The organism is Paucidesulfovibrio longus DSM 6739 (assembly GCF_000420485.1).
GTDB lineage: Bacteria > Desulfobacterota > Desulfovibrionia > Desulfovibrionales > Desulfovibrionaceae > Paucidesulfovibrio > Paucidesulfovibrio longus.
The window spans coordinates 13,097-36,653 of the sequence record NZ_ATVA01000003.1 but is presented as its reverse complement, the minus strand read 5'-3'; the positions used below and the strand labels follow the sequence as shown (position 1 = coordinate 36,653).

Below are 23,557 nucleotides of genomic sequence, written 5' to 3'. Positions count from 1 at the left end.
GCAGTGCTGCTGCTCTTTCCGGGGCTGGACGGACGTGCGAAGCCGGAAGGCCTAGATCATTTTTTTGCGGCATTCCGAGATCCTGTCCTTGGCCGTGGCGTCGTAGCTGTTTCCGCGTTCGAGCAGGTCGGGGTCGCTCATCTTGGGGCGGAGCTTGGCAAAGGCTTCCCGGAAGTCGTTGAAGCCCTGGAGCGCCGTGCCCCAATCCCGCCTGTCATAGGCTTCCTGAGCCTGGTCGAAGATGGTTTCCGCCATGGCATACAGAACCATTTCCGCCATGAGCTTGTCCTCGGGAGAGGCGGCTTCGCCCGTGACCCGTTGCAGGCCGCTTTCGGCCTCGGCGAGCGAATCCTTGGCCATGGTCTTGAGCTCGGGGTCGCGCAGGGCGGGGAGCAGCTTGCGGAACGCCTCGGCAGCGCTGGAATACCCTTCCTTGGCGGTTTCCAGGTCGCCGGCCTCTTCGGCCTCCCGGGCCTTGTCCTTGGCCAGCTCGGCCAGGGCCAGGGTCATGAGCTGATCCATTTCCTTCTGATCGGGCTGCTGCGCGGCGGATTTTCCGGAACTTTTCCGCTCGCAGACGCCCGCATTGCTGGCGGCGGTCTTCGCGTTTTCGCGGGCCTTGGGCTTGTCTTTCTCGTCCAGTCCGGCGACGGAACCCTGCCAGAGCTTTTCCGCCTCCCGGAACAGCGGGAGCGCGGCGGCGAAATCGTTGCGCTTCGTCAACGCAACGCCATCCTTGAACAGCTCGGCGGCGCGCTGGGAATCGGCATAGGCCTTGTCCCTGGCGCTCATGCTCTTCCCGGAGCGCATCTTGCTTCGCGCGACCTCGGCGTTGTTGCGGACGGTCTGCGCGTTTTTGCTGCTGGTCCTGGCGTCTTCACCCGTGCAGGATTTGGCCGCGCTGTCGAATTGGGATGCAGCGCGATCAAAATAGTCGGCGGCCACGCTCCAATCCGACTGCTCCACCGCTTCTTCCGCCTGGTCCGTGAGAAAAACGCCGGCCGCGAAATCAGCTTCGCAGCTGGCAAAGGCCGGAGTGGAACAGAACAGGAAAAACAAGGCGATGGTTGCGAAAGCGAATTGCGGATGCATGATGTCCTCGTGCTGCGTTGTACGGTTCTCGACCAGGCGGGAGATGACGAAGCCACATGCCATCTCTTTGTAAACGGTGCGAAAAATTAGCACAGTGTAAACAGGCCTTCAATACGAAAGAAGCATTGCAATGCGTCCGGCGGGCAGCGCAGGCCGCTTTGTTGCATTGCCGCGTCCTGCCGACCGTGCAACACACAAGAAGCCGGCGCAGCTGCCGGACCCGACGCGAGGCCCGCTGCGCACGGGGGAATTGCCTGTTCACTCCGGAGAAGGTGTTTGTTATGCTGGTTGCGGTATAAACAAGGAGAGTTGCGCGATGAAGTTTTTGCGGCGGTTCATGCGGCCTTCCACCCGCGCCTTCTTCGAGGAGGCGGACAGGGCGGGAAAAGGGTTTTACGAGAAGGTCCACGGCTATTTATATGGCCGCTGGCCCTATACGTACATCGGCATCGCCACTGGCGAGAAGAAGCTCGCGGCCCTGCTGCTTTTTCCCATGCTCTACTGGATCAACAAGCACAATCCCATGCGCCTGAAGGCCGGGGATGAACGGGTCAGCTTCGCCGACTCCTACCACGGCAAGGCCGTGCCCCTGGAAGAGGCCAAAAGGATCGTGACCCTGAACCGGCCCGTGCACGTGCCGGACCTGGAACACGTCGTGCCCTACCGGCAGGCCCGCGAGATCGTGCTGCGCAACCCGGAAAACATCGTGCTCCTGGATTGCCCCTGCCGGGCCGTGCGGCCCAATCCCTGCCTGCCTCTCGACGTCTGCCTGATCATCGGCGACCCCGTGGCCCAGTTCATTCTCGACCACCAGCCCAAGCGGGCGCGCAAGATCGGCGTGGAGGAGGCCGTGCGCGTGCTCAAGGAGACGGACGAGCGCGGCCACGTGCACCATGCGTTCTTCAAGGAGGCGGTGCTGGGCCGCTTCTATGCCATCTGCAACTGCTGCTCCTGCTGCTGCGGGGCCATCCAGGCGCACAAGTCGGGCGTGCCCATGCTTTGCTCGTCGGGCTACGTGGCCGTGGTGGATCATGACAAATGCGTGGGCTGCGGGAATTGCGCCAAGTATTGCCAGTTCAACGCCATGCGCGTGCAGGAAAAGGACGGGCGCAAGGTGCTGCGCATCCGGCCGAAACGCTGCATGGGCTGCGGCATCTGCGTGTCGAAATGCCCCAAGGACGCGCTCTCGCTTGTGCTTGCGCCGGAAAAGGGCGCTCCGCTCAAGGTCGAGGAATTGTTGGCCAAGAGCCGGTAGGGAAGAGCGTTCCGTCCGCGCGGCGTTGTCCTCGCGCGATAAACGAAAAGCCCCCGCAGAAGCTTGCAGGGGCTTTTGGCGCTGCGCCGGAAAGGCGGGGCGCTTTCGGAAAGGGGGAAGCGCGTCAGTCCACGTAGGAGCAGCAGTAGTCCACCAGGGATTCCACCACCAGCTTGAACCGCGATTCCGAGGGAACCTCGAAGCTCTCGCCGGCGGACACGCTCTTCCAGTCCCAGGCTCCGGGCAGGAGCACCTTCAGGGTTCCCTGCATGATTTCCATCACTTCGGCCTGGTTCGTTCCGAATTCGTATTCGCCGGGAAGCATGATCCCCAACGTCTTGTACGAGCCGTCGGCAAAGGTGATCTTGCGGCTGGTGACCCGGCCGTCAAAATAGACGTTGGCCTTCTTGGTGATTGTCACATTGGGAAAGTCTGACATGGTTGCCTCGTGCTGGGGTTGGGTAGGTAACAGGTCGGGAAATATGGTGGTTTCCGTTCCGTCTGGTTAGCTGAATTCAGGCGTGGCGGTCAATAGCCGAGCTTCCGGCGCGCTCTTGCCGGTCGCGCGGCGTTGTGGTAGCGAGAACGCTCCGGTCCGCAGTTCACCGAGGCGTCGCCGCCCCATCCGGGGAGCTAAACCTGCGCTTTCCTCACCCCACCCGACACCTTGTATGCGTGCCGAGTCGGAAGTCGGCGACCACCGGCAATCCGTTATTTCGGTAGGCGCGAACGCGAGGACAAGTCGTGTCGAAAACACTCATGCCTTATTTCGTGGGCGACGTTTCCGCTCTGGCCCGCAGCCTTCGGCAGCAATTGCAGGAAGCCGAGCGCCTTCCCGGCCATGTCGAGATGCTGAATCTGCTGGTCAAGGCCGGCGGCTATAGGAATTTCCAGCATTTCAAGGCGCAGCACGATGCCCGCGCCGAACTGGATGCCCCCCGGCCATTGCCCGCGGAAATCAATTACAAGCTCGTGAAGCGATTCCTACGTCTGTACGACGGGGAAGCCCGCCTTGTGCACTGGCCCAAGAAGCACAGCGAGCGGGTCATCTGCCTCTGGGTGATCTGGTCGCGCATTGCCGCCCGCACGGCGTACACGGAGAGCGAGCTTAACGGGCTGCTCGGAAAGGAGCACCTCTTCGGCGATGCCGCGCTGCTCCGGCGCTTTCTTGTGGACCACGGACTCATGACCAGAACCCCTGACGGCCGGGAGTATCGGCGGGTCGAACTCCAGCCGTCGCCGGAAGCCGTGGAGGTATTCCGCCGCCTGCACCCGTAGTCGCGGAAGGCGGCCAGGAAATCCGGTAGACGGAAAGGGACAGGCCGTTGCCGCATTCATGCGACAAGGCCCGTGCGGAGTTCCGCACGGGCCTTCCGTATCTGTACGGAATTGCAACGTGGTGCGCCGACAGCCCGGCTTCTTCAGGCGTTACGGACTATTTTCCCAGTCCCTTCATGCTCAGCGCGATTCTCTTGCGGGCCGGGTCCACTTCCAGCACGCGCGCCCGGACCTGCTGCCCGGCGCGGACCACCTCGGCGGGGTCGCGCACGAAGCGGTCCGCGAGCTGGCTGACGTGCACGAGGCCGTCCTGGTGCACGCCCACGTCCACGAACGCGCCAAAGGCCGTGACGTTGGTCACGATGCCGGGAAGGACCATGCCCGGTTCCAGGTCGGAAAGCTCGTGCACGTCCGCAAAGCGGAACACCTCGAAGCTCGCGCGGGGGTCGCGGCCCGGCTTTTCCAGCTCGGCCAGGATGTCGCGCAGGGTGGGCAGGCCCACGTCGCCGTCCACGAAATCCTCGATGCGGATCTTTTTTCGTTGTTCAGCATTGTTCATCAATTGTTCAACAGTGCAGCCCAGGCGCGCGGCCATCTCCCGCACCAGGCCGTAGCGCTCCGGGTGCACGGCGCTGGCGTCCAGCGGTTCCGGTCCGCCGCCAACGCGCACGAAGCCCGCGCACTGCTCGAACGCCTTGGGGCCGAGGCCCTTGACCTTGAGCAGCTCGCGGCGTGTCTTGAAGGGGCCGTTCGCCTCGCGGTGGGCCACGATGTTGTCGGCCACGGCCGGGCCGATGCCGGGCACGGCCCGCAGCAGGTCCGGGCTGGCCGTGTTGGCTTCCGCGCCCACGGCGCCGACGCAGCTCTGGACCACCTCGTCCAGGGCGCGGCGCAGGGCGGGCTGGTCCACGTCGTGCTGATACTGGCCCACGCCGATGGACTTGGGGTCGATCTTGACCAGCTCGGCGAGCGGATCCATGAGCCGCCTGCCGATGGACACGGCGCCGCGCACGGTCAGGTCCAGGTCCGGAAATTCCTTGCGGGCGGTTTCGGACGCGGAATAGACGGACGCGCCCGCCTCGTTGACCACGATGACGTCCACGGCGCGGCCTTCCGGGGTGCGCAGGTCCAGTCCGCGCACGAATTCCTCGGTCTCGCGCGAGGCCGTGCCGTTGCCGATGGCCACCGCGTCGATGCGGCACCTGGCCGCGAGGGCGCGCAGGGCCTCGGCGGCGCGTTCGGCGTCGGCCCGGCCCCGCGTGGGGTAGACTGTGGCGTGTTCCAGCAGCGAGCCTTGCGCGTCGAGCGCGGCGACCTTGGCTCCCGTGCGGAAGCCGGGGTCCAGGGCCAGCACGCGGCGCGGTCCCAGGGGCGCGGCCAGGAGCAGCTCGCGCAGGTTGGAGGCGAACACCGCGATGGCCTGGCGGTCCGCGCGTTCCTTGAGTTCCTTGCGAAACTCGTTTTCCAGGGAGGGGCCGAGCAGACGCTTCCAGGCGTCGGCAATGGCCGCGTCCACCTGGGCGGCGGCCTTGTTGCGCTTCTTGAGCACGCCCCGGCGCAGCAGTTCCACGGCTTCCTCGTCGCCGGGCCGCAGGCTCAGCGAGAGCGCGCCTTCGGCCTCGCCGCGAAAGGCCGCCAGGGCGCGGTGCGAGGGAATGCGCGAAAGCGGCTCCTCGTATTCGAAATAATCGCGAAAGCGGGCGCATTCCGGGTCTTCGGCCTTTTTTCCGCGCGCCAGGGCCGTGCGCAGGGCGGCCCGGCGTTCATACAGGGCGCGCAGCGCCTTGCGCACGCGGGCGTCTTCGCTGAGCCATTCGGCCACGATGTCCCGCGCTCCGGCCAGGGCGGCCTCGACGTCGGGCACGTCCCGGTCCGGGGAGACATGCTTTTCGGCCTCTGCCGCGGGGTCGAACTCCTCCTGCCGGAAGAGGCGCGCGGCCAGCGGTTCCAGGCCGCGTTCGCGGGCCATGGTAGCGCGGGTGCGCCGTTTGGGGCGGTAGGGCAGGTAGATGTCTTCCAGCGCGGGCAGGTCCGGCGCGGCTTCCACGGCTCCGCGCAGCTCGTCCGTGAGCAGTTCGCGCTCGTCCAGGGATTTGAGCACGGCGGCGCGGCGTTTATCCAGCTCCACGAGCTGCTCGTTGCGGTCGCGCACGGCGGCTACGGCCACCTCGTCCAGCGAGCCAGTGGCCTCCTTGCGGTAGCGGGCGATGAACGGGATGGTGGCTCTGTCCTCCAGCAGGCGGAGAACGGCGCGCACCCCGGCTTCGGGAAGCGAAAGCTCCCCGGCCATGCGGTTGATATGGGATTCGGTCATGGGAGTCCGTGGGTTGCTGTGTGCGGCGGACCGCCGAACAGGGCGGCGGGGCCGGGGGAAATTCGGTCCGGCGGGCGAAGCGTCGCCCGCCGGGGCCGCGGTCTGAAACTGCCGTTGGAATGGGGCGCGGCGCGGCCCGTCGGATCAGCCCTGTTTCGCCGTGGCGGCCAGCCGGTCGAGCAGGCCGAAGAGCAGCGGGTTCATGGCGGCCAGGGCCGGTGCGTGGGCTCGCAGGGTTTCGGCGCTCTGCACGAAGTCCGCTTCCTGCAGCTCGTCGCAGCAGTGCTCGATCATGCGTTCCAGACTGGCCGGGGTGGCCTCGATGTGAAATTGCAGCCCCACGGCGTTTTTGCCGTGGACGAACGCCTGGTGGGCGCAGGCCACGGAAGAGGCCGCCAGCGTGGCCCCTGCCGGAATGGAAAAGGTGTCGCCGTGCCAGTGCAGGACGTCGAAGGATTCCGGAAAGCCTTTGAAGAGTTCCAGTTCCTGCGCTTTTTCGCTGAGCTGCACTGGGAAGACCCCGATTTCCGGCATGCGGTTGCGGCTGAGCGCGCCGCCCAGCGCCAGGGAGAGCAGCTGCGCGCCCAGGCAGATGCCGAGCACGGGCTTGCCCAGGCGGACCGTTTCGGCCAGGAGGGCGCGCTCCGGCGGCAAAAAGGGGTATTGCTCGTCGTCCGCAGCGCCCATGGGGCCGCCCATGCACACGAGCAGGTCGAATTCGCCTTGTTCCGGCAGGCGCGCCCCGTCGAAGAGGTGCGTCTCGTCCAGGGAGTGTCCGCCCTCGGCGGCCCAGTCGGCTATGGCTGCCGGGCCTTCGAAGGGAACGTGCATCAGGGTTTTGATCTTCATGTGTCTTCCTTGCTGGGCCGCGTTGCCAGGGCGGTTTCGATCTTTGCGAAGTACGCGCGGCGGCAGGCGTTTTCGATGTGCAGCAGGCCGGCGAAGGCTTCCCGGAAGTCGATCTTGCCCGCTGCGAACACGCCGTGGCCGTGGACAACGGCGCTGCCGCGCCCGGCCAGGGCCGGGGGCAGGGTGTTGCAGAGTCCGGTGGGGCCGGTGCCCACTTCGCCCGGTACTATGCGTACACCCATTGCGTCCGGGGCGTCCAGCGTCCGGGGCTCCGGGCAGCGGATGTGGCACTGCCCGGCCCGGCGCACCGCGCAGTCGTCCGCATCCGCGCGGGCGCAGTCCATGGAAAGGATCACCGCGAAGCGGGGATGGCCGTGCAGGATGGTGCGGATCGCCGCATCCGCCGCATAGCTGCGCTGGTGGGCCGAGAGTTCGCTGGAGGCGGTCAGGCAGGCCGTGGACGAGCCGTCCAGGGGGCAGGGATCGATGTGGCCTTCCAGTTCGTCCAGGGAGCTGCCGGTCTGGGAGATGAGCAGCAGTCCGCCGCTGTCCTGCGGGAGCAGGCAGGAGACGTTGCCGAAATAGGAATCCACCAGCCCGTAGTCCACGGTGGCTCGCCCTGCCTCGGCCATGGCGGCCAGCGCGCTTTCGCGGTCGTCGAAGGGACCGGGGGCGAGGTCGGGCAAGACCGTGCGCAGGGGGGGGAGCAGGGCGCGGACCCGCGAAAACGCGGAGCGCCAGCCGGGCCGGAGGGAATCGGCGCGCAGGTCGCGCAGATAGCGGGAGAAGAAGAGCACGAAACAGGCGAAGCAGGCCGAGCTGACCGTGACGAAGCCTTGTTCCGGGCTGACCGTGCCCGTGGCCAGCACGCCCAGGCCGGGAACGACGCAGCATTTGCGGGTGCCGAGCGCCTGCGCCAGGGGGATGGCGTCCGTCTTGGCGCGCACGGGCAGATCGTGCAGGAAGGTCCGCGTTTCGCAGTCTTCCGGGGTGATGCACGCCTTCTCTGCGGCTCCTGGTCCGTCCAGCGCCTCGCGGGCCAGCAGGTCCATGATCGTGGCGTAGGGTTCGGCAGGCCGCAGAAGGACCAGGGAGTTGATGCTCAGCGCATCGAAAAGGGGTTCCAGCGCGGCGCGCAGCGGAGCGGCGTCCGGAGCCAGGGCGGCGGGGTTCCAGACAAGTTCGTCGTCCAGGCCCGCGACGAGCGGTGGGCGTTCGGGGTCGGCCAGTCCGGCGCGCAGGAGCTTGGCTTCGTATTTGGCTACGAGTCGCTGCATTCCAGTCCCAGCTCCAAGGTTTTTTCCCGCGTGGGCAGGCCGTTTTCGTCCAGTCCGCGAATGCGGTAGTAGCGCGCCCGCGCTTCAAGAAAGGCGGCCCGGTCCAGGGGCGGCACGTCGATGCCTTCGCCGCCCGTGCCCGCTTCCCGGAAAAAGCGGTCGGGTAGGTCGTCGTCCCCGGCGGCGAATCCGTTCAGCGCGTTCATGATCCGTTCGTTGTAGACGATGCGTTCGCCCGCGCGCATCAGCCCCTGGGCCGTGGCTTCGGCCCCGTCCAGGCCCGTCGCCGCCGCATAGGCCCTGGCGTATTCCTCCAGGGTCGCGGCGAAAAAGAGGAATTTGCAGGCCGTCAGCGAGTCCACAGCCGCGTTCTGGTCCTCGGCGAGCTTGACCATGCGCGCCTTGCCGGAGAACGAAAAACGGTCCGTGGCCACGGGCTTGCGCAAAATCTCATGGCTCACCGGGTAGGCCCGCAGGTGGCAGCCTCCCCGCGTGGACACGGCATAGGCCAGGGCCATGCCGTAGGCTCCGCGCGGGTCGTAGGCGGCCAGCTCCAGGTTCTTGGCGGTCATGGCCAGCTCCGGTCGGCTCGCTTCGCCGGCCAGGGCCGAGGCTCCCTGGGCCAGGGCGCCCTTGCCCTCGCCCATGTCCTCCAGGAGCCTCTCGACCTCGCCGGGAGCGAAGTCGCGGCCGCGCAGCTCGCGCAGGCAGGCCAGGGTCGAGGCGGCGGAAATGGAATCCAGGCCGAGAGCGTTGCAGAGCGCGTTGGCCCGGACCACGAGATCCAGGTCGGCGTTGCCGATCAGGGCGGTGAAATGGCTCATGGCTTCGAATTCCGGCAGGGCGGAGCCGTGCGCCGTCTTCTTGCACTGCACGTGGCAGCCCGCGCAGCCGTGCCGCTCCGGATGGTAGCGTTCGCGGTAGGCGAAGGCGTTCAGCTCGGACGCGCGCTCGAAGCGGGTGCGCCGGAAGTTGTCCGTGGGCATCATGCGCCGGGCGTCCATGAGGTCGTAGAGCGAGGCCGTGCCGAAGCAGCCGATGCCCTGCTGGCCCATGAGCACGGGCGAGGCGTTGGTCAGCCGGATGATGGACTCGCGCGCCCTGAGCAGGGCGGGCTTGTCCGCGACGCGGACCTTGCCGGAGCCGCGCACGGCCAGGTATTTGAGATTCTTCGCGGCAAGAACCAGCCCCAGGCCCGTGCGCCCGGCCGCGTGGTGGCTGTCCACGGCCACGCAGGCCAGGGCCGAGCCGTTTTCCGCGGCCGGGCCGACGCAGGCCACGGAGCGGAAGTGCGCGAGCCGGGAAAAGACCTCGCCCGTGCGCAGGCCGGAAAGCGCGCCGGCGGCCACGATGCGGGCGTCGCTGTCCGTGATTTCCAGTCCGCAGGGCTGCGCGCTCCGGCCCGTGACGAGCACCGCGTCCCACCCGGCGCGCTTGAGCTGGGTGCCGAGCCTGCCGCCCACGGACGAGTCGCCCACGGCCCCGGTCAGGGGCGAGCGGCTGGTCAGGTGCGCGCGGCCCGACGTGGGCGAGACCGTTCCCACCAGCGGCCCTGCGCAGAGGGCCACGGGCATTTCCGGATCGTTCCAGGCCAGGGTGCAGGCCGGGCGCAGGAAATGGCCGCCCAGGCCGCGCCCGCCCAGCCAGGCGCGCAGAGTCTCCGCGTCGAGAGCGCGGGCTTCGCAGCGGCCCCTGGTCAGGTCCACATGGAGCAGGCGGCCCGTCCAGCCGAAAAAATCGTTCGATTCGCGCATGTCCCCGTCCGATGTGCGGTCGCCGGTTGACGCCGCACCCCGATCTTGTCTACATCTTGCCCCAATCCTTCGGACCGGGGGCAGCCGCCCGCCGCGCCGGAGCAAAACAGGGGAGCACCAGAGCAGCATGGCCAAGAAAGAAGACCGCATCGACCTTTCCCGCCGCAATTTCCTGACGGGCTTTCGCCGCATCGTGAAGAAGGAACCCGAAGAGGACAAGGCCCCCCAGGCCTCCCTGGACGAGACGTTCAACGTGCTTCGGGACGCCAACCTCGCCTTCCGGGACCAAGACTACGAAAAGGCCCACGCCCTGTACAAGGAATTCCTCGCCACGGAGACCCGAAACGCGGACGCCCGCCTTCGCCTGGGCCGCTGCCTCTACAAGCTCGGCAAGCACATCCAGGCCAAGGTCGAGTTCGAGCGGGTGCTGCGCGAGCGCCGGGACGACAAGCAGGCCATGCTCTTCCTGGGACTTGCCCTGGCCCGCCTGAACAAGCCGGGCAAGGCCGCCGTGATCTGGCAGATGTACTTCGACCCGGAAGCCATTCCCGTGCAGCGCGAAATCAACGTCCAGCTCGCCTTCCTCGAATCCGACGACCTGGACGCGCCGGACGGGAACGCCATGGCCGACGCCGTGGAGGCCGCCATGGAGGAATGGAGCGCCCGACAGGCGGGCTGAGCGCCTCAGTTGGCCTTGCGCCGCTTGTATTCCTCGGCCTTGGCCACCCGCTTGCGGTGCATGTCCTCGGCGACTTCGGCCATGCGGGTGCGGATGAACTCCGCGGAAATGCCGCCCGCGCCGTCCTGCCCCTGGCCGCCCGCGCTCAGGCCGCAGCCTGCGAGATCCTCGGCCACCTGCTTTTCCATGCGTTCGGACTCCAGAAACATCAGGTAGGCCATGATCGCGGCGGCGTTGTTCTGCTCGCTGCCGTCCGCGAGTATTTCGATCTGTTCCACGGGCACGGTCTCGAAGAGCCGGTCCAGGAACATGTTCACCCACTTGGCGTACAGCTCCGGCAGAACCGGGGGCACCAGCTCGGCGACCTGCTCGGCCGCTCCCTCGGCGGCGGAGCCCGTGACCAGCAGATACTCGGTCAGGGCTTCCTTGCGGCGCTCCGCGTCCTGGTCCACGCGCTCCATGATCACTCCGTACAGCTGTTCCCGCAATAGATTCCTGTCGGCCATGCTTCCTCCGGTTCATGTTTTGGGCGCAAGGTAGCCGAAGCCTTGGGCCGGGGCAAGACCGGGACGTTGTCGTTTCCCCGTTGATCGGGTAGCGTGGCTCCGGCCCTTTTTACCGGAGACGAACCATGGCGCAAAGCCTGACCGCCCGCTTTTTCATACTCGTGAGCCTGCTGGCCATTCTCAGCACCGGCGCGTACTTCGCGGTGCAGCGGCTCATCGTGGCCCAGGAGGACATGGCCGAGGTCGTGGGCATCAGCGGCAGCCAGCTTCTGCACGCCCAGCGCATAGCGACATCCGCCGTCGCCCTGGTGGACGCGGACCTGCCGGAGAACCGCACCTCGGCAGCGGCCCTGCTGCGCCAGTCCGTGGACGTGATGCGCAACTCGCATTCCCTGCTGACCTCCAGCCGAGGCCCCCTGGCCGACCTCTTCCGCGACTCGGAAACCCTCCAACGCCTTTATTTCGCCGCGCCGTACCATCTGGACGTGCGGATCAGGAAATATCTCCAGGATGCGGAGAACCTGCTCGCGGCCAAGGACGATCACGCCCGCGCCAGCTACGAGCAGAACCTGCTGCGTCTGTCCCAGGGCAACTTCACCGAGGGACTGGCCCTGGCGGTCAAGGAATACCAGAAGGAAGTGGCCGGGCGTCTGCGCTGGCTGCAATACCTCAGGCTCGGCATCCTGGGGGCCATCTACCTGCTGCTGGCCCTGGACGGCTTGCTGGTCTTCCGTCCGCTGCTGCGCCGGGTCCGCAGCGATGCCGAGGAAATGTCCGGCCTGCGCCGCGAGCTGGAGGATTCCGCATCGCGCGATCCTCTGACCCACGTGCTCAACAGACGCATGTTCGGCGAGCTGGTCGCGCGCGAGCTCGCCTTTTCCCGGCGGCACGGCAATCCGCTTTCCGCGCTGCTGCTCGACATTCAGGGGCTGGCGGAGGTCAACCGGGACCGGGGCGCGCCCTCCGGGGACCGCCTCCTCGAAGAAGTCGCCCAATTGCTGCTGAACAACGTGAGGATTTCTGATTACGTTTTCCGCTACGACGGCAGCCGCTTCGCCGTCCTGGCGCCGAGCACGGACCGCGCGGGAGCAACGGCCCTCGCGGACAAGCTCGCCTGTCTGATTCAGGCCAACCGTTTTCACGGCGGCATCCGCGTTTCCGTCCTCGTGGGAGTGCGCATGCTGGCCCTGGACGACGACGCGCAGACCCTGCCCGCCCGCCTGGAGGAAACCCTTGCGGAGGCCAAGACCTGCGGAGGCTTCCTGTCCGGGCGTACGTCCGCCGGGCAAGAATCCTGAAGCTCGCGGTTTATTGCGGAATCCGCCGGAGACGGACCCCGTCAAAGCGCTTCTCAGCGCATCGGAAATGATGTAACTGCCCGTCGATGACGCTCATTTCCCCCTCCGCCATTCCTCTTGGCAAGGTGCTCCTCTCCTTCGGGGCCATGCTGCTGCTGGTGCGCCTGCGCGCTCCCCTGGGAGCGGCCATCCTCGCGGGCAGCCTGGCCCTGGGGCTGCTCTTCGGACTGCCTCTGCCCGACTGGGGCGCGGCGGTGCTGGCCGCCCCGTTCAAGGAAAAACCGCTCTTCCTCACGGCCATCATCGCTCTGATCATGGCTTTGAGCCATCTTCTGGAGAAAAGCGGGCAGACCCGCCGATTGATGCGCGCGGTGGCCGGGCTGATCACCAATCCGCGCCTGCGCATGGCTTTCTTCACCTCGCTGATCGGGCTGTTGCCCATGCCGGGAGGGGCGATTTTTTCCGCGCCGCTGGTCAAGGGCGCGGCCGAAGGGCTGGACGCGACGCCGGGCCAGCTTTCCCTGGTGAACTATTGGTTCCGCCATGTCTGGGAGGTGGCCTGGCCGCTGTATCCCGGCGTGATCCTCGCGGCATCGCTGGCCGGCCTGCCCATCAGCTCCCTGATCGCCCTGACCTTCCCGGGGCTGCTCCTGAGCCTGGGGCTGGGCTGGCTGCTGATCCTGCGGCCCGGCGTGCTGCCTTTGCCCCGGCTCGTGGCCGAGGTCGCGGGAAAGGCCTGCTGGCGGGACATCCTGCGCGAGGGCCTGCCGCTTCTCGTGGCCATTCTGGGGGCGGTGGGGCTGGAGATGCTCATCGGCGCGCTCTGGCCGGAGCTGCCTTTCGAGGCGGGCATGTGCGCGGCGCTGGCGCTTTCCATCGCCGTGGCCCTGGCCCAGAATCCGGGCGGGTTCCGGCTGCTCCTGGCCGCGCTTACGGGCCGCGCCTTCCTGTCCATGCTCTTCGTCATCGTGGGCATCTTCGGATATCAGGACGTGCTGGAGCAGTCCGGAGCCGTGGCCCGCATCGCGGAGCTGACGGGCGGCGCGGCGGCCCTGGCGCTGACCACGGGCCTGCTGCCGCTCCTGGTGGGGCTCGTCACCGGCATCACCGTGGCCTTCGTGGGCGCGACCTTCCCGCTGATATTGGGCATGGCCGCCAATGCGGGAGTGGATCCGCTGCCCTGCGTGGTCCTGGGGATGTTTTCCGGCTACGCGGGCGTGCTGGCCTCGCCCCTGCACATCTGCCTCGTGCTCACCTGCCAGTATTTCGCCACGGATCTGGGCGGGGTCTGGCGACGCCTCGTGCTGCCCGCGTCCGTGGTCTTCGCCGCCGGGTATCTCTACTACTTCCTGCTGCGCTGAGGCGAACAGGGCCGACTAGTAGATCTTGCGGCGCGAGAAGCTGGCTCCGAGCACGTTGAAGGTGTTCTCCACGATGAACAGGGCTCCGGCGTCGTGCGTGAAGACGATCTCTTCCAGGCGCTTGAGCTGGATGTTGTTGATCACGGACATGAGGATGTCGCGGTCGCAGCCCGTGTAGGCTCCGCGCCCCCGCAGGAAGGTCGCGCCGATGCGCAGCTTCTTGAGGATGGTCTGGGCCAGCTCTTCCGGCTCCTTCGCGATGATGAAGACGATCTTTCGCTGCGAGAACATGGAAAGCACGTACTCCACGGTCAGCGAGGAGATGAAGACCAGGATCAGCGAGGCGATGACCAGGTCGGCCTCCATGCGCGTGAGCATGAGCATGAAGAGCAGGCCGTTGAAGAAGATGTAGGTCTTGCCCACGCCGATGTTGTACTTGCGGTTCAGGAGCACCGCGAGCACGTCCAGGCCGCCCGCCGAGCCCAGGGACCGCAGCATGATGCCGCCCCCCGTGCCGCAGATCACCCCCGCGGCCACGGCCGCATACAGCTGGTTGTGCACTCCGAAATCCAGCTTGATGAAGTCGAAGGCGAGGATGGTGATGACGGTCGAGTAGAGCGAGTACCAGAAAAAACGGCGGCTGACGTAGACCCAGCCGAGCACGAACAGGGGAATGCTGAGCAGCGCGTACCAGATTCCCGCGCTCAGGGCTTTGGCGGAGTAGCTGATGAACAGCGCCAGGCCGAACAGCCCGCCGGTGATGAATTCGTGGTGCACGGCCACACCCTGGGCCCCGATGGCGAAGACCACGCTGCCCGTCGTCAGCAGCAGCAGGTTCCACCAGACCGAATATGTATATTCCTTGTTGATCATCGTGTTCCTCCCCGTTGGGTAATCGCCGAAATCGATTTTGGCAAGGTTCGAAGCCGTTATTTCCGGCTGGACTGTTGCGTTCCGAAGGGCTCCATAATCCTGTACGCGAATCCCTGCTTCTGGTATGAGCCAAGGCGAGAACCACTGTTGCGCCGAATGGAATGCGGGCTATCCGCATTGTTGTGCGCCGGGGTGGGAGGGGGCTTCGTGCTACATGTGTTTTCCGCATCCATGCAGAATCGTTTCATGTCCTTTGTCCTGACGGGCATTCTCTGTCTTTTTCCGGCCGCTTCCGCCCATGCGGAGTCGCCGCCCTACGAGGACAATTACGGGGGCATCTGGCGTACAGGCTGGGAGGACGTGATGTTCAGCATGGATTACGAGGGGGGCGTGCGCGGCGTGTATGGTCCGGGAATGAACGGCCGCTTCGCGGGCACGGTCCGGGTGCAGCGGCTGCGGGCGAACTGGGCCGCGGACCAGGGAGAGACCCGTTGCGCCGAGCCCCGCTGGGGCAGCCCCTATTGGGGCGAGGTGGTCATGGATTTCGCCGACGGAGCCGGGCAGCTCAGCGGCGTCTGGGGGGCCTGCGGACAGGCTCCGGACAAACCGTTCACGGGCCGCCGCCTGAGCCCGCTGGACATGAACGCGGAGATCGGCATGCCCGCCGGGAAGACCCTTCCCTCCGCCCCGGACCCTTCCGCGCCGGGCCTGCGGGCGGACGCGGCGCAAGACGCACTCCCCGGATCAGCGCCCGGAGCGCAGCCCGCAGTGGACCCCGGCCCGGAATCGCCGCCGACCGACTTCCCGAAAATGCCCAATTCCTTCCAGGTCGGCAGCGCCCATGCGGACCCCGCGAGCCTGCTTCCGCCGGACACGGCCCTGGACAACGTCTTGCTCGGCAAGGTCTGGGAAACGGACGCCCTGCTGGACCGCGCCCCGGAAAAGGCCCTGCCCGTGGGCTGGACCTACCGCACGGCCTATGCCTCCTATCTGCCCCTGAACGAAAGCGGCCCCCTGCTGGACGTGCGCGTGTTCACCGGGCAGGAGCCCGCCCTGAAGATGCTGGAGAGCTCCGCGGGCGAGGGGCTGGAAGGGGTTTCCCCGGCTCCGGACTTGGCTCCCGGAGCGATCCGGGGGCGGGAGAACGGCCGCTCCGTGCTCTGGTTCCGCACGGCGCAGGCCCTGGTGCGGGTTTCCGCGCCGGAAGCCGGGCTCGCGGACCAGCTTGCGAAACTGGTCCTTCAGGCCCGATGACGCTGGGGGAAGCATGAAGATACGCATCATCACCATCTTGGCGCTGCTTTGCCTCGCCGCGCTGCCCGTTTCGGCGGCCTCGCTCAATCCGGACGGGGACAAGGAATCCGCGCTGCGCCTGCGCAAGGCCGCGGAAGAGCTGCGCGCGGCCCACGACGAACTCCAGGCCATGCGCGACGAGGTCGAGAACGTCCGGCACGTGAGCACGGTCAATTTTCAGAACAACGCCTACAAGGTCTACATGAAGGGCATCGTGGACGTGTACGGCAGGGTCAGCGCGCCCGGCGGCTGGGTGGACGGGGTCAACCTCGCGCTGGAAACCGTGCAGAACCTCTGGGTCGATCCGGGGCTTTACGGCTCCATGCTGCGGCAGCCGAACTCCACGGAACGGGCAAGGCTCGCCGGGCTGAACGCCGACGCCCTGCGCTCCGGCGGGCGCATCAGCCTCTATCTCGGCGACCTGGGCGCGATCATGCGCGCGCCCCTGAGCCGGTTCGACGACGACCAGCCGCCGATGCGCTCGGCCAAGGGCTGGTGGCGGTATCCCGGCGACGGCAAGGCGGACGACGAGATCGAGTTGGTGACCCGCAAGCTGAACGTGGTCAAGAATCTCAGCGAGAAGCTCGTGGCAGTCATGGACCGGGAGCTGGCCTCCCTGCGCGAGCAGCGTCGGACCTTGCTGGAGGTGGCCGCCAAGCTGGAGGAGCAGATCCCGAAGCCCGCTTCCCCGGCAGCCGGGGGCGACCGGGCCTACCTGGAGAGCCTCATGCCCGGAGCCGGAGAAATTCCCATGCCGCCCTCCAAGAACGCGGCGGGCGAACCCAACAAGCAATGGACTATTTCGGACGGGGGGCAACCTTTCCCGCACTACAATGCCCATGACAAGTATACCGGATTCGAGGAACTGACCTACAGCTATTATACACACGTGAGCCAGACCACGGATCCGGAGCAGGAATACAGCTACGACGTCTACGTGCATCTGTATCGGGGCACGCCCGAGGCGATCCGCACGTCCTACGAGCAGAACCGCGCCTTCATCACGCAGATGCAGCAGGCCGGAAACCTGAACGACTACGAAACCATAGCGGACCTCAAGCTGGGGCAGGGGGGCCATGTCATGGCCGCGAAGCGCAGCGGGGGAATGAACCACTCGATCATCTTCTACAAGGGCGGGATCATGGTCGAGATTCGCTCCTCGCCCTGGGCAGGGGGGCTGGACGTGGGCAAGAAGGCCGCCGCCGCCGTGGCCGCGAAGCTCAAGTAGGCGGGATTGCCGGTCGGTTGTCCCCCGTGCATCGAAAACGAACAGCGCTGTTGCCGGAGATTCATATGGAACGAGATGGAGTGCGCCGTATGGTCGGAACCAAGGATCGCCCCCGCGCCGGGCGCCTGTTGCTTCTTGTTGCGGTTTCGTTGTGGTCGGCGGGCTGTCTCATGGGGGTGCGCGGCGCGTTTGCCGGGGACGCCGACGGCAATGTGGGCGGGGTCTGGCGCACGAACTGGGTGGACATGCTGCTCCGCCAGGGCGCGGACGGGACCGTGCGCGGCGCGTTCGGCGCGGGCGGTCACGGCAGCTTTCAGGGCAGGCTGGAGGGGACGCGGCTGAACGCCATCTGGAGCGCGACGCCAAAGGACGGCAAGCCCTGTGCCTCGTCACACGAGGGCAAGGCCTATTGGGGCGAGGTGGAGATTCATTTCGGGGCGGGCGAGCTCAGCGGCTCCTGGAGCGCGTGCGGCGATGTGCCCACGGCCTTTACGGGGCGCAGGCTGAGCGTGTTGCCCCTGGATGCGGACCTGGGCGCGCAGCAAAACCAGGCGGAGGCCGCTCAGGCTCCGAAAAGCGTCGCGGCCACGGAACCGGCGGGCCAGGCAGCCGCCGAACCGCAACCGGCGGCCATGCCGCAAGCGTCTTCCGACCCAGCTGCGGGAACCGGCGGCGCGGCGGCCGCGCCGAAAAAGGACGCGCCAGCCGCAGCCGCACCGACATCCGCACCGGCGTCCGCATCGACATCCGCATCGGCGTCCGCACCGGCGTCCGCGCCGATGCCGGGCCAGCGCAAAACACCGCCTCCCCCGCCGTTCAGAGGGGGCGATTCCGCCTATCTGGAGCGGTTCATGCCCTTGCGCGGCGAGTTTCCCCTGCCCATGTTCCGGGGGGACAATCCCCGCGTCTGGAGCGTGACCGACGATGAGCGCTACCCGCTCTTCGAGGCGCGCAATCCGAAGACGGGCCTTGAAACCCTGACCTGGAAATACACCGCGCTCGTGGAGGGGACCATCGACGAGGAAGGCAAGGATCTTTATGAAACCTACATCAGCATCGCGCGGGGAGACGCCGCGGCCATCGAGCGGGACTTCGCCGCGCACCGGGCCGAGCTGGAAGCGCGGTTCGAGGCCGGCGACAAGACCGGAGAGCTGTCCGGCATCAGGCGCATCCAGGATTTCGATTTCGGCCAGGGCGGCTACATTCTGGTGCGCGGCGACCGCCAGGACATGCACGAGATTCGCTACCGCGACGACGGGCTGCTGATCACCGTGCGCTGCTCGCCGTGGTTCGGGGGCATGGATTATTGCCCGTATGTCGGCTCGGAGGTGGACCGGAAGATCAAGAAGGTCCGCAAGGCGGAAGGAGAATAAAACGGCAAGGCCGCCCTCCGTTTCCGGAAGGCGGCCTTTTCAATTCTGCGGGTCGGGCGGCTATTTCAGCCAGCCGGCGACCTGCTCGGGGTTCTCGTTGATGAACTTCACGGCGTTCTCGTAGACTTTGCCGTTGTCCTGGTTCCAGGCCATGACCATCTGGAGCTGGTTCGCGTCCTTCCAGGAGAAGTTGTCCAGGAACTTGTAGACGTCGGGCATGTCGGCCTTGAGGCCCTTGCGCACGATGGTGTTGATGGTTTCCTCGCCGCCGAGGACGCCCTTGGGATCCTTGAGGTACTTGAGGTCCCACTTGCCGAACATCCAGTGCGGGGACCAGGCGGTGACCACGACCCATTCCTTGTTCTTGATGGCGTTCTGGAGCGCGGCGGTCATGGTCGCGCCGGAGCCTTCCATCAGCTCGAGGTCCAGACCGTAGTCCTTGACGGCCTGCTCGGAGAGCTTCATCAGGCCCGCGCCGGGGTCGATGCCGATGATCTTGCCGTCGAACTTGTCCTTGTACTGGTTCAGTTCGGCGATGGAGTCGATGGTCACGTAGGAAGGAACGGCCCAGCCGAGGCGCGCGCCGCCGGTGATGGGGCCGAGGTTTTCGACTTTGCCTTCGACCTTCTTGAGGTAGTCGGCGTGGGTCACGGGCAGCCAGGCGGTGACGAAGCCGTCAACGTCGCCGGTGGCGGTCGCCTGCCACATGGCCGCGGCGGCCACGGGCAGAACCTCCACCTCGTAGCCCATCTTTTCCTGGAGCACGGCCTTGACCACGTTGGTGCTGGCCACGGCGCAATCCCACTCGACATAGGCGAGGCGGACCTTGCCCTTGCCCGCGAACGCGGGAACGGCCAGGGACAGGCACAGGGCCAGAACCGCCAACAATGTTAAGGTACGTTTCATTACATTTCCTCCTTGGGTTATTTACGTTTGCTTCTAGATCCGACTTTCTGGAGCACGCGGTCCAGAATCATTGCCACGATGACGATGCCGATGCCGGCCTCGAACCCGTTGCCCATCTCAAGGCGCTGGATGGCCTTCCAGACTTCGCCGCCAAGGCCCTTTGCGCCGATCATGGCCGCGATGACGACCATGGACAGGGCCAGCATGACGGTCTGGTTCACTCCGGCCATGATGGTCGGGGTGGCCAGGGGCAGCTCCAGCTTGATCAGCCGCTGCCAGCGGTTCGAGCCGAAGGCCTCGGCGCATTCCACCAGCTCGCGCGGCACCTGCTTGATGCCCAGGCTGGTCAGGCGGATCGCCGGGGGCACGGCGAAGACCACGGTCGAGAAGATGGCAGCCACCTTGCCCAGACCGAAAAAGGGAATGGCCGGGATGAGATAGACGAATGCGGGCATGGTCTGCATCACGTCCAGAATGGGCGTCACGGTCTTGTCCACGGGCTTGTACATGGCGGCCATGATGCCCACCGGCACGCCGATGAGGATGGCCACCAGCGTGGAGATGATCACCAGGGCGATGGTGCTCGTGGTCGCGGCCCAGAGTTCCATGTTCCAGACCAGGGCAAGGCCGAACAGGGTCAGCAGGGTGACGCCGCGTTTGCGCGTCAGCCACCAGGTCAGGCCGGCCGCGACGATGATGAAGAGCCACGGCGGCGGAAACTGCAAGGCGGTTTGCAGCCCGGTGAGCCCGGTCTCCATGACTTTTGAAAATGCTTTGGTGGCGAACGCGAAGTGGTCCACGAGCCAGCCGATCAGGGCTTCGATGCCCTGTCCGAGAGGTATGCGAGGAATATTCATTGGTTAGTTGCCTCCCCTTTCAGCGATGGCGCCCAGGAGCGCGCCTCGGTTGATGACGCCCAGGATGCGGTTTTCATCGTCCACCACGGCGAGCGGGTAGGGCAGGTTGTGCAGCAGGTTGATGAGGTCCATGGCGGGGGTGTCCGCGCGCACGGTTTCAATGTCGGACTTGAGGATGGACTTGATGTCCCGTTCGCCTCGTCCGGCGGCCTCGGAGGCGTCTTCCGCGTAGATGATGCCCTGGAGTCGGTGCCCCTTGTTGATGACGAAGAGGCTGGAAATGCCTTCCTTCTTCATCTTGCGCAGGGAGGCGCGCGGGCCGTCCGTGTCGATGTAGCCGAGGGCCTTGGCCTTCTTCATGACGCTGTCCGCGGTGAGCACCTTGGTGATGTCCACGTTTTCCACGAACCTGGCCACGTAGTCGTTGGCGGGGTTGGTCAGGATGTCCTCGGCCGTGCCGATCTGCACGATGGCCCCGTCCTTCATGAGCACGATGCGGTCGCCGAGCTTGATGGCCTCGTCCAGGTCGTGGCTGATGAAGAGGATGGTCTTCTGCATGCGCTCCTGGAGATTGATCAGCTCGTCCTGCATGTCCGATCGGATCAGCGGGTCCAGAGCGGAGAAGGCTTCGTCCATGAGCAGGATGTCCGCGTCGAGGGCCAGGGCGCGGGCCAGGCCGACGCGCTGCTGCATGCCGCCGGAAAGCTGGCCGGGGCTGGAATTCTCCCAGCCGCCGAGTCCGACGAGTTCCAGCGCTTCCTGGGCTTTCTTGCGCCTGGTCTGGAGGTCCACGCCCTTGATTTCAAGGCCGTAGGCCGCGTTGTCCGCCACGCTGCGGTGGGGGAAGAGCGCGAAGTTCTGGAAGACCATGCCCAGCTTGCTCAGCCGCAGTTCGCGCAGGGCCTTGGGGTCCAGTTTGGTCACGTCCTGGCCGTCGATGCGCACGCTGCCCGCCGTGGGCTCGATGAGCCTGTTGATGCAGCGCACAAGGGTGGACTTTCCGGATCCGGAAAGACCCATGACCACGACGATTTCGCCCTCTTCCACCTGGAAGGAGGCGTTGTTCACGCCGATGCCGTGCTTGTGCTTCTCCATCACTTCCGCTTTGGAGGCCCCCTTCTTGACGAATTCAAGAGTGCGTTTCGGGTGGGGGCCGAAGATTTTGTAGAGGTTCTCGACCTCGATTTTTGCCATGTTTCCTCCGGGGCAGAGCCGGTCTCATTGAAGGGTGAAAGGAAAATCCGCTTTCGGGAATTGCGCCTGGCCGTCGCGGGCCGGACCGCGAGAACGAGCTGCTCGCAACGTGTGCGAGAGGGTCAGTTCGGGAGGAGAGGGTAGCGGTCGCGCAATCCGCAGGGCAAAGCGGAGATCGTCGCTGGATTGGGGGGGCCTGAAGCGGCCGCCGCGCAAAAGGAGTGCAGATTTTTAAAAATACAATATCCCAAAATGCAATAAATTTTCATAGCAGTAAAACAAAGTCAAAGATGTAGTACAAGAACAATAACCGATCTATCTTGTGAACAGGATGTAAATCGATACTGTTGAGTCATGTATTACATTTGAATAAAAAAAAGGCGTGAAATGGCCGCAACATCATTTTGCTGAAGCTGTTATTCTTTAATTGTCCTACATAAATGAATTCATTTTGTCAACTACGCTATTATTTTTTCATTGCAAGATATTGAAGATATTTGGAGACGTTCTCCGGCGATTGGAGTCCCTTGTGAGGTTCATCCTTTGTTTTTCTCTGTTTTCTGTCGATTTTCTCAAAAAAGCATCGTTTTTCGCGGTTTCGGCGTGGCGAGCGGTTCTTGCTGTAACCATCTTGAAAAAAAGGATTTTCAGCCGATGGGAAGCGTGGTGACGGGGAAATGACAGCGCCGGGTGCGCCTGCTGGGAGAAGGGGGGCGGCGCGCTCAGGATGCGCCGGCGCGTCCGGCATGGGAAATCAAGAGGGGCAGGAGGGAATACGGGAAGACAGGGGGCGGACGGGCAAGCAGAACAAGCCTGCGCGGACATGGGAAGAGGTGGTTTCCGGAAAGGAAGCCGGGAAAAACCGGACGGACAGGGGCGTCCGGGCAGGATCAGGCCGAGCGGACCCGGTTGCGGCCTTGCTGCTTGGCCTCGTACAGGGCGAGGTCCGCGCGCCGGAGCAGGTCTTCCACGCTCCTGTCCGAGCTTGCCGCCTCGGCGACTCCCAGGCTCGCGGTCACGCGCAGTTCCCCCTTGTTCAGGGGGATGCGGAGGTCTTCAATGGCCTCGCGGATGCGTTCGGCCAGTTCCTGCGCGCCGCGACCATCCGTTCCAGGGGCGAGAACGACGAATTCCTCGCCGCCGATGCGGGCGAAGAGGTCGCTCTGGCGCAGCGCCTTGCGCACCGTGTCCGAAATGCGGCGCAGCACTTCATCGCCGGTTTCGTGCCCGTAATTGTCGTTCACGGCCTTGAAATGGTCCGCGTCGAGCATGATCAGGGAAAGGCGCTGATTGCCGCGCTGGTGTTGCGAGAATTCCTCGCCGCCCCGTTCCAGAAGGTGGCGGCGGTTGTAGGCTCCGGTGAGCAAGTCCCGAATGGCGCTCTCCCGCAGGCGGTTCAGGGTTTCGATGTTTTCCAGGTTCAGGGCCACGCGGCTGTAGAATTCCTCCAGGGAAAAATCGTCGGACATGGATCCGCTGGCTCCGAACTTGATCAGGCGGGCGACGCTGTGGCGATCCTCCGGCTTGGCCAGGACGATCACGGCCAGTTCTTCCTTGGAGCGGATCTTGCGGACCTGGTTGAGCCGTTTGGTGGTGGCGGCGCCGTCCAGCCGGGCGTCCAGCAGGATCAGCCGCAGGTCGGGAACGTTTTGCACCGCCAGGAGCATTTCGTCGGGCGAGGCGGCCTCGTGCACGGCGAAGTTGTGTCGGGCGAGCAAGCCCGCGACCCGTCGGCGAAACGCGGCGTCGTTGTGGGCCACGAGCACGCCCACGCCGGGGTTGCGTTCAAGGCGGTCCAGCAGCGACACGACGTGCTCGAAGCTCTCCATGCTCTCCTTGGCCACGTAGTCCACGATCCCGCGCTCCCAGAGCATGATCTGGGTGGCGGCGTCGAGCCGCGCCGTGAAGATCACGGTGGGCACGCGCTGTGCGGCGGTCCGCACGATTTCCTCGGCTTCCGCGTCCACGAGCACCGTCCCGAAAATCCCCGCGAGAAAGGGGCCTTCCTCCTTCACGGCGTGCATCGCGTCCGCAAGGCTCAGGCTACAGACCACCTCCATGCCGAGGCGCGAGCGGATCATCTCCGAAAGCGCCATGAGCAGGCTTTTCGAATTGTCTACAAGAAGAACTCGATTCATGATTTCTATTTTTCGCATGCAACGTGCCCAAT

At 65.6% G+C, this 23,557-nt stretch carries 21 protein-coding genes; 8 read left to right on the top strand and 13 right to left on the bottom strand.

Going from position 1 to position 23,557, the window contains the following annotated elements; genetic code table 11:
• Positions 1-51: 51 nt before the first annotated feature.
• A complete protein-coding gene (locus tag G452_RS0101125) occupies positions 52-1,092 on the bottom strand; it encodes a hypothetical protein (RefSeq protein ID WP_162141261.1) in 1,041 nt (346 codons plus the stop codon).
• Between the two features lie 316 nt (positions 1,093-1,408).
• Between G452_RS0101125 and G452_RS0101120 the strand changes: the two genes are divergently transcribed.
• A complete protein-coding gene (locus G452_RS0101120) occupies positions 1,409-2,347 on the top strand; it encodes a 4Fe-4S binding protein (RefSeq protein ID WP_022660424.1) in 939 nt (312 codons plus the stop codon).
• Positions 2,348-2,471: 124 nt separating this feature from the next.
• On the opposite strand, the gene ppnP is transcribed toward G452_RS0101120, so the two are convergent.
• Entirely contained in the window at positions 2,472-2,786 is a 315-nt protein-coding gene (gene ppnP, locus G452_RS0101115) for a pyrimidine/purine nucleoside phosphorylase (protein WP_022660423.1), read from the bottom strand.
• Positions 2,787-3,091: 305 nt separating this feature from the next.
• Here ppnP and G452_RS0101110 point away from each other — a divergent pair, with 305 nt between their 5' ends.
• Positions 3,092-3,625: a DUF2087 domain-containing protein gene (locus tag G452_RS0101110; RefSeq protein WP_022660422.1), complete on the top strand. Its 534-nt coding sequence runs from the start codon at positions 3,092-3,094 to the stop codon at positions 3,623-3,625.
• A gap of 157 nt (positions 3,626-3,782) precedes the next feature.
• Here the strand turns inward: G452_RS0101110 and G452_RS0101105 are convergent, their stop codons facing one another.
• From G452_RS0101105 to G452_RS0101090, 4 genes are all read right to left on the bottom strand, one after another.
• A complete protein-coding gene (locus G452_RS0101105) occupies positions 3,783-5,939 on the bottom strand; it encodes a Tex family protein (protein ID WP_022660421.1) in 2,157 nt (718 codons plus the stop codon).
• A gap of 144 nt (positions 5,940-6,083) precedes the next feature.
• Positions 6,084-6,788 (bottom strand): type 1 glutamine amidotransferase, encoded by a 705-nt coding sequence (locus G452_RS0101100; RefSeq protein WP_022660420.1) that lies wholly within the window; start codon positions 6,786-6,788, stop codon positions 6,084-6,086.
• Positions 6,785-8,065 (bottom strand): class II aldolase/adducin family protein, encoded by a 1,281-nt coding sequence (locus tag G452_RS17545; protein ID WP_022660419.1) that lies wholly within the window; start codon positions 8,063-8,065, stop codon positions 6,785-6,787. The genes G452_RS0101100 and G452_RS17545 overlap by 4 nt, the downstream gene beginning before the upstream one ends.
• A complete protein-coding gene (locus G452_RS0101090; protein WP_022660417.1) occupies positions 8,050-9,819 on the bottom strand; it encodes an aldehyde ferredoxin oxidoreductase family protein in 1,770 nt (589 codons plus the stop codon). The genes G452_RS17545 and G452_RS0101090 overlap by 16 nt, the downstream gene beginning before the upstream one ends.
• Before the next feature lie 127 nt (positions 9,820-9,946).
• Here G452_RS0101090 and G452_RS0101085 point away from each other — a divergent pair, with 127 nt between their 5' ends.
• Complete coding sequence (locus G452_RS0101085) at positions 9,947-10,498, top strand: tetratricopeptide repeat protein (RefSeq protein WP_022660416.1); 552 nt, start codon at positions 9,947-9,949, stop codon at positions 10,496-10,498.
• Positions 10,499-10,503: 5 nt separating this feature from the next.
• On the opposite strand, the gene G452_RS17540 is transcribed toward G452_RS0101085, so the two are convergent.
• Positions 10,504-11,004, bottom strand: a complete 501-nt coding sequence (locus G452_RS17540) for a hypothetical protein (protein WP_022660415.1) — start codon at positions 11,002-11,004, stop codon at positions 10,504-10,506.
• 125 nt (positions 11,005-11,129) lie between these two features.
• On the opposite strand from G452_RS17540, the gene G452_RS0101075 reads away from it, so the two are divergent.
• Together G452_RS0101075 and G452_RS0101070 are read left to right on the top strand one after the other, a co-directional pair.
• Positions 11,130-12,302: a sensor domain-containing diguanylate cyclase gene (locus tag G452_RS0101075; RefSeq protein WP_022660414.1), complete on the top strand. Its 1,173-nt coding sequence runs from the start codon at positions 11,130-11,132 to the stop codon at positions 12,300-12,302.
• An 86-nt stretch (positions 12,303-12,388) separates the two neighbouring features.
• Positions 12,389-13,663 carry a DUF401 family protein gene (locus tag G452_RS0101070; RefSeq protein ID WP_022660413.1) on the top strand — a complete coding sequence of 425 codons (1,275 nt, stop codon included), beginning with the start codon at positions 12,389-12,391 and terminating at the stop codon, positions 13,661-13,663.
• A 15-nt stretch (positions 13,664-13,678) separates the two neighbouring features.
• Here G452_RS0101070 and G452_RS0101065 read toward each other — a convergent pair whose 3' ends face one another.
• Positions 13,679-14,536, bottom strand: coding sequence for a YitT family protein (locus G452_RS0101065; protein WP_022660412.1), 858 nt, complete (start codon positions 14,534-14,536; stop codon positions 13,679-13,681).
• Positions 14,537-14,743: 207 nt separating this feature from the next.
• Between G452_RS0101065 and G452_RS0101060 the strand changes: the two genes are divergently transcribed.
• The 3 genes from G452_RS0101060 to G452_RS20315 all read left to right on the top strand — a co-directional run bounded on the left by G452_RS0101060 (position 14,744) and on the right by G452_RS20315 (position 18,430).
• Positions 14,744-15,790 carry a hypothetical protein gene (locus G452_RS0101060; protein ID WP_162141260.1) on the top strand — a complete coding sequence of 349 codons (1,047 nt, stop codon included), beginning with the start codon at positions 14,744-14,746 and terminating at the stop codon, positions 15,788-15,790.
• 13 nt (positions 15,791-15,803) lie between these two features.
• Positions 15,804-17,057, top strand: a complete 1,254-nt coding sequence (locus tag G452_RS0101055) for a hypothetical protein (RefSeq protein WP_022660410.1) — start codon at positions 15,804-15,806, stop codon at positions 17,055-17,057.
• 65 nt (positions 17,058-17,122) lie between these two features.
• Entirely contained in the window at positions 17,123-18,430 is a 1,308-nt protein-coding gene (locus G452_RS20315; protein WP_155887459.1) for a hypothetical protein, read from the top strand.
• Positions 18,431-18,490: 60 nt separating this feature from the next.
• On the opposite strand, the gene G452_RS0101045 is transcribed toward G452_RS20315, so the two are convergent.
• The 5 genes from G452_RS0101045 to G452_RS0101030 form a co-directional block, all read right to left on the bottom strand.
• Positions 18,491-19,336, bottom strand: coding sequence for a glycine betaine ABC transporter substrate-binding protein (locus G452_RS0101045; protein ID WP_022660408.1), 846 nt, complete (start codon positions 19,334-19,336; stop codon positions 18,491-18,493).
• A gap of 17 nt (positions 19,337-19,353) precedes the next feature.
• Positions 19,354-20,193: an ABC transporter permease gene (locus tag G452_RS0101040; protein WP_022660407.1), complete on the bottom strand. Its 840-nt coding sequence runs from the start codon at positions 20,191-20,193 to the stop codon at positions 19,354-19,356.
• Positions 20,194-20,196: 3 nt separating this feature from the next.
• The gene (locus G452_RS0101035) at positions 20,197-21,387 is read right to left on the bottom strand and encodes a quaternary amine ABC transporter ATP-binding protein (RefSeq protein WP_022660406.1); all 1,191 of its coding nucleotides are present in this window, start codon (positions 21,385-21,387) and stop codon (positions 20,197-20,199) included.
• Positions 21,388-21,853: 466 nt separating this feature from the next.
• Positions 21,854-22,135 carry a hypothetical protein gene (locus G452_RS21285; RefSeq protein WP_155887457.1) on the bottom strand — a complete coding sequence of 94 codons (282 nt, stop codon included), beginning with the start codon at positions 22,133-22,135 and terminating at the stop codon, positions 21,854-21,856.
• A 142-nt stretch (positions 22,136-22,277) separates the two neighbouring features.
• Positions 22,278-23,525 carry a GGDEF domain-containing response regulator gene (locus G452_RS0101030; protein WP_162141259.1) on the bottom strand — a complete coding sequence of 416 codons (1,248 nt, stop codon included), beginning with the start codon at positions 23,523-23,525 and terminating at the stop codon, positions 22,278-22,280.
• Positions 23,526-23,557 lie beyond the last annotated feature (32 nt).

What these genes read in the sequence shown, in the direction of transcription:
- G452_RS0101125 (WP_162141261.1), bottom strand. Translation starts at nt 1,092, where the DNA reads ATGCATCCGCAATTCGCTTTCGCAACCATCGCCTTGTTTTTCCTGTTC.
- G452_RS0101120 (WP_022660424.1), top strand. Translation starts at nt 1,409, where the DNA reads ATGAAGTTTTTGCGGCGGTTCATGCGGCCTTCCACCCGCGCCTTCTTC.
- ppnP (WP_022660423.1), bottom strand. Translation starts at nt 2,786, where the DNA reads ATGTCAGACTTTCCCAATGTGACAATCACCAAGAAGGCCAACGTCTAT.
- G452_RS0101105 (WP_022660421.1), bottom strand. Translation starts at nt 5,939, where the DNA reads ATGACCGAATCCCATATCAACCGCATGGCCGGGGAGCTTTCGCTTCCC.
- G452_RS0101100 (WP_022660420.1), bottom strand. Translation starts at nt 6,788, where the DNA reads ATGAAGATCAAAACCCTGATGCACGTTCCCTTCGAAGGCCCGGCAGCC.
- G452_RS17545 (WP_022660419.1), bottom strand. Translation starts at nt 8,065, where the DNA reads ATGCAGCGACTCGTAGCCAAATACGAAGCCAAGCTCCTGCGCGCCGGA.
- G452_RS0101090 (WP_022660417.1), bottom strand. Translation starts at nt 9,819, where the DNA reads ATGCGCGAATCGAACGATTTTTTCGGCTGGACGGGCCGCCTGCTCCAT.
- G452_RS0101085 (WP_022660416.1), top strand. Translation starts at nt 9,947, where the DNA reads ATGGCCAAGAAAGAAGACCGCATCGACCTTTCCCGCCGCAATTTCCTG.
- G452_RS17540 (WP_022660415.1), bottom strand. Translation starts at nt 11,004, where the DNA reads ATGGCCGACAGGAATCTATTGCGGGAACAGCTGTACGGAGTGATCATG.
- G452_RS0101075 (WP_022660414.1), top strand. Translation starts at nt 11,130, where the DNA reads ATGGCGCAAAGCCTGACCGCCCGCTTTTTCATACTCGTGAGCCTGCTG.
- G452_RS0101070 (WP_022660413.1), top strand. Translation starts at nt 12,389, where the DNA reads ATGACGCTCATTTCCCCCTCCGCCATTCCTCTTGGCAAGGTGCTCCTC.
- G452_RS0101065 (WP_022660412.1), bottom strand. Translation starts at nt 14,536, where the DNA reads ATGATCAACAAGGAATATACATATTCGGTCTGGTGGAACCTGCTGCTG.
- G452_RS0101055 (WP_022660410.1), top strand. Translation starts at nt 15,804, where the DNA reads ATGAAGATACGCATCATCACCATCTTGGCGCTGCTTTGCCTCGCCGCG.
- G452_RS20315 (WP_155887459.1), top strand. Translation starts at nt 17,123, where the DNA reads ATGGAACGAGATGGAGTGCGCCGTATGGTCGGAACCAAGGATCGCCCC.
- G452_RS0101045 (WP_022660408.1), bottom strand. Translation starts at nt 19,336, where the DNA reads ATGAAACGTACCTTAACATTGTTGGCGGTTCTGGCCCTGTGCCTGTCC.
- G452_RS0101040 (WP_022660407.1), bottom strand. Translation starts at nt 20,193, where the DNA reads ATGAATATTCCTCGCATACCTCTCGGACAGGGCATCGAAGCCCTGATC.
- G452_RS0101035 (WP_022660406.1), bottom strand. Translation starts at nt 21,387, where the DNA reads ATGGCAAAAATCGAGGTCGAGAACCTCTACAAAATCTTCGGCCCCCAC.
- G452_RS21285 (WP_155887457.1), bottom strand. Translation starts at nt 22,135, where the DNA reads ATGCCGGACGCGCCGGCGCATCCTGAGCGCGCCGCCCCCCTTCTCCCA.
- G452_RS0101030 (WP_162141259.1), bottom strand. Translation starts at nt 23,525, where the DNA reads ATGAATCGAGTTCTTCTTGTAGACAATTCGAAAAGCCTGCTCATGGCG.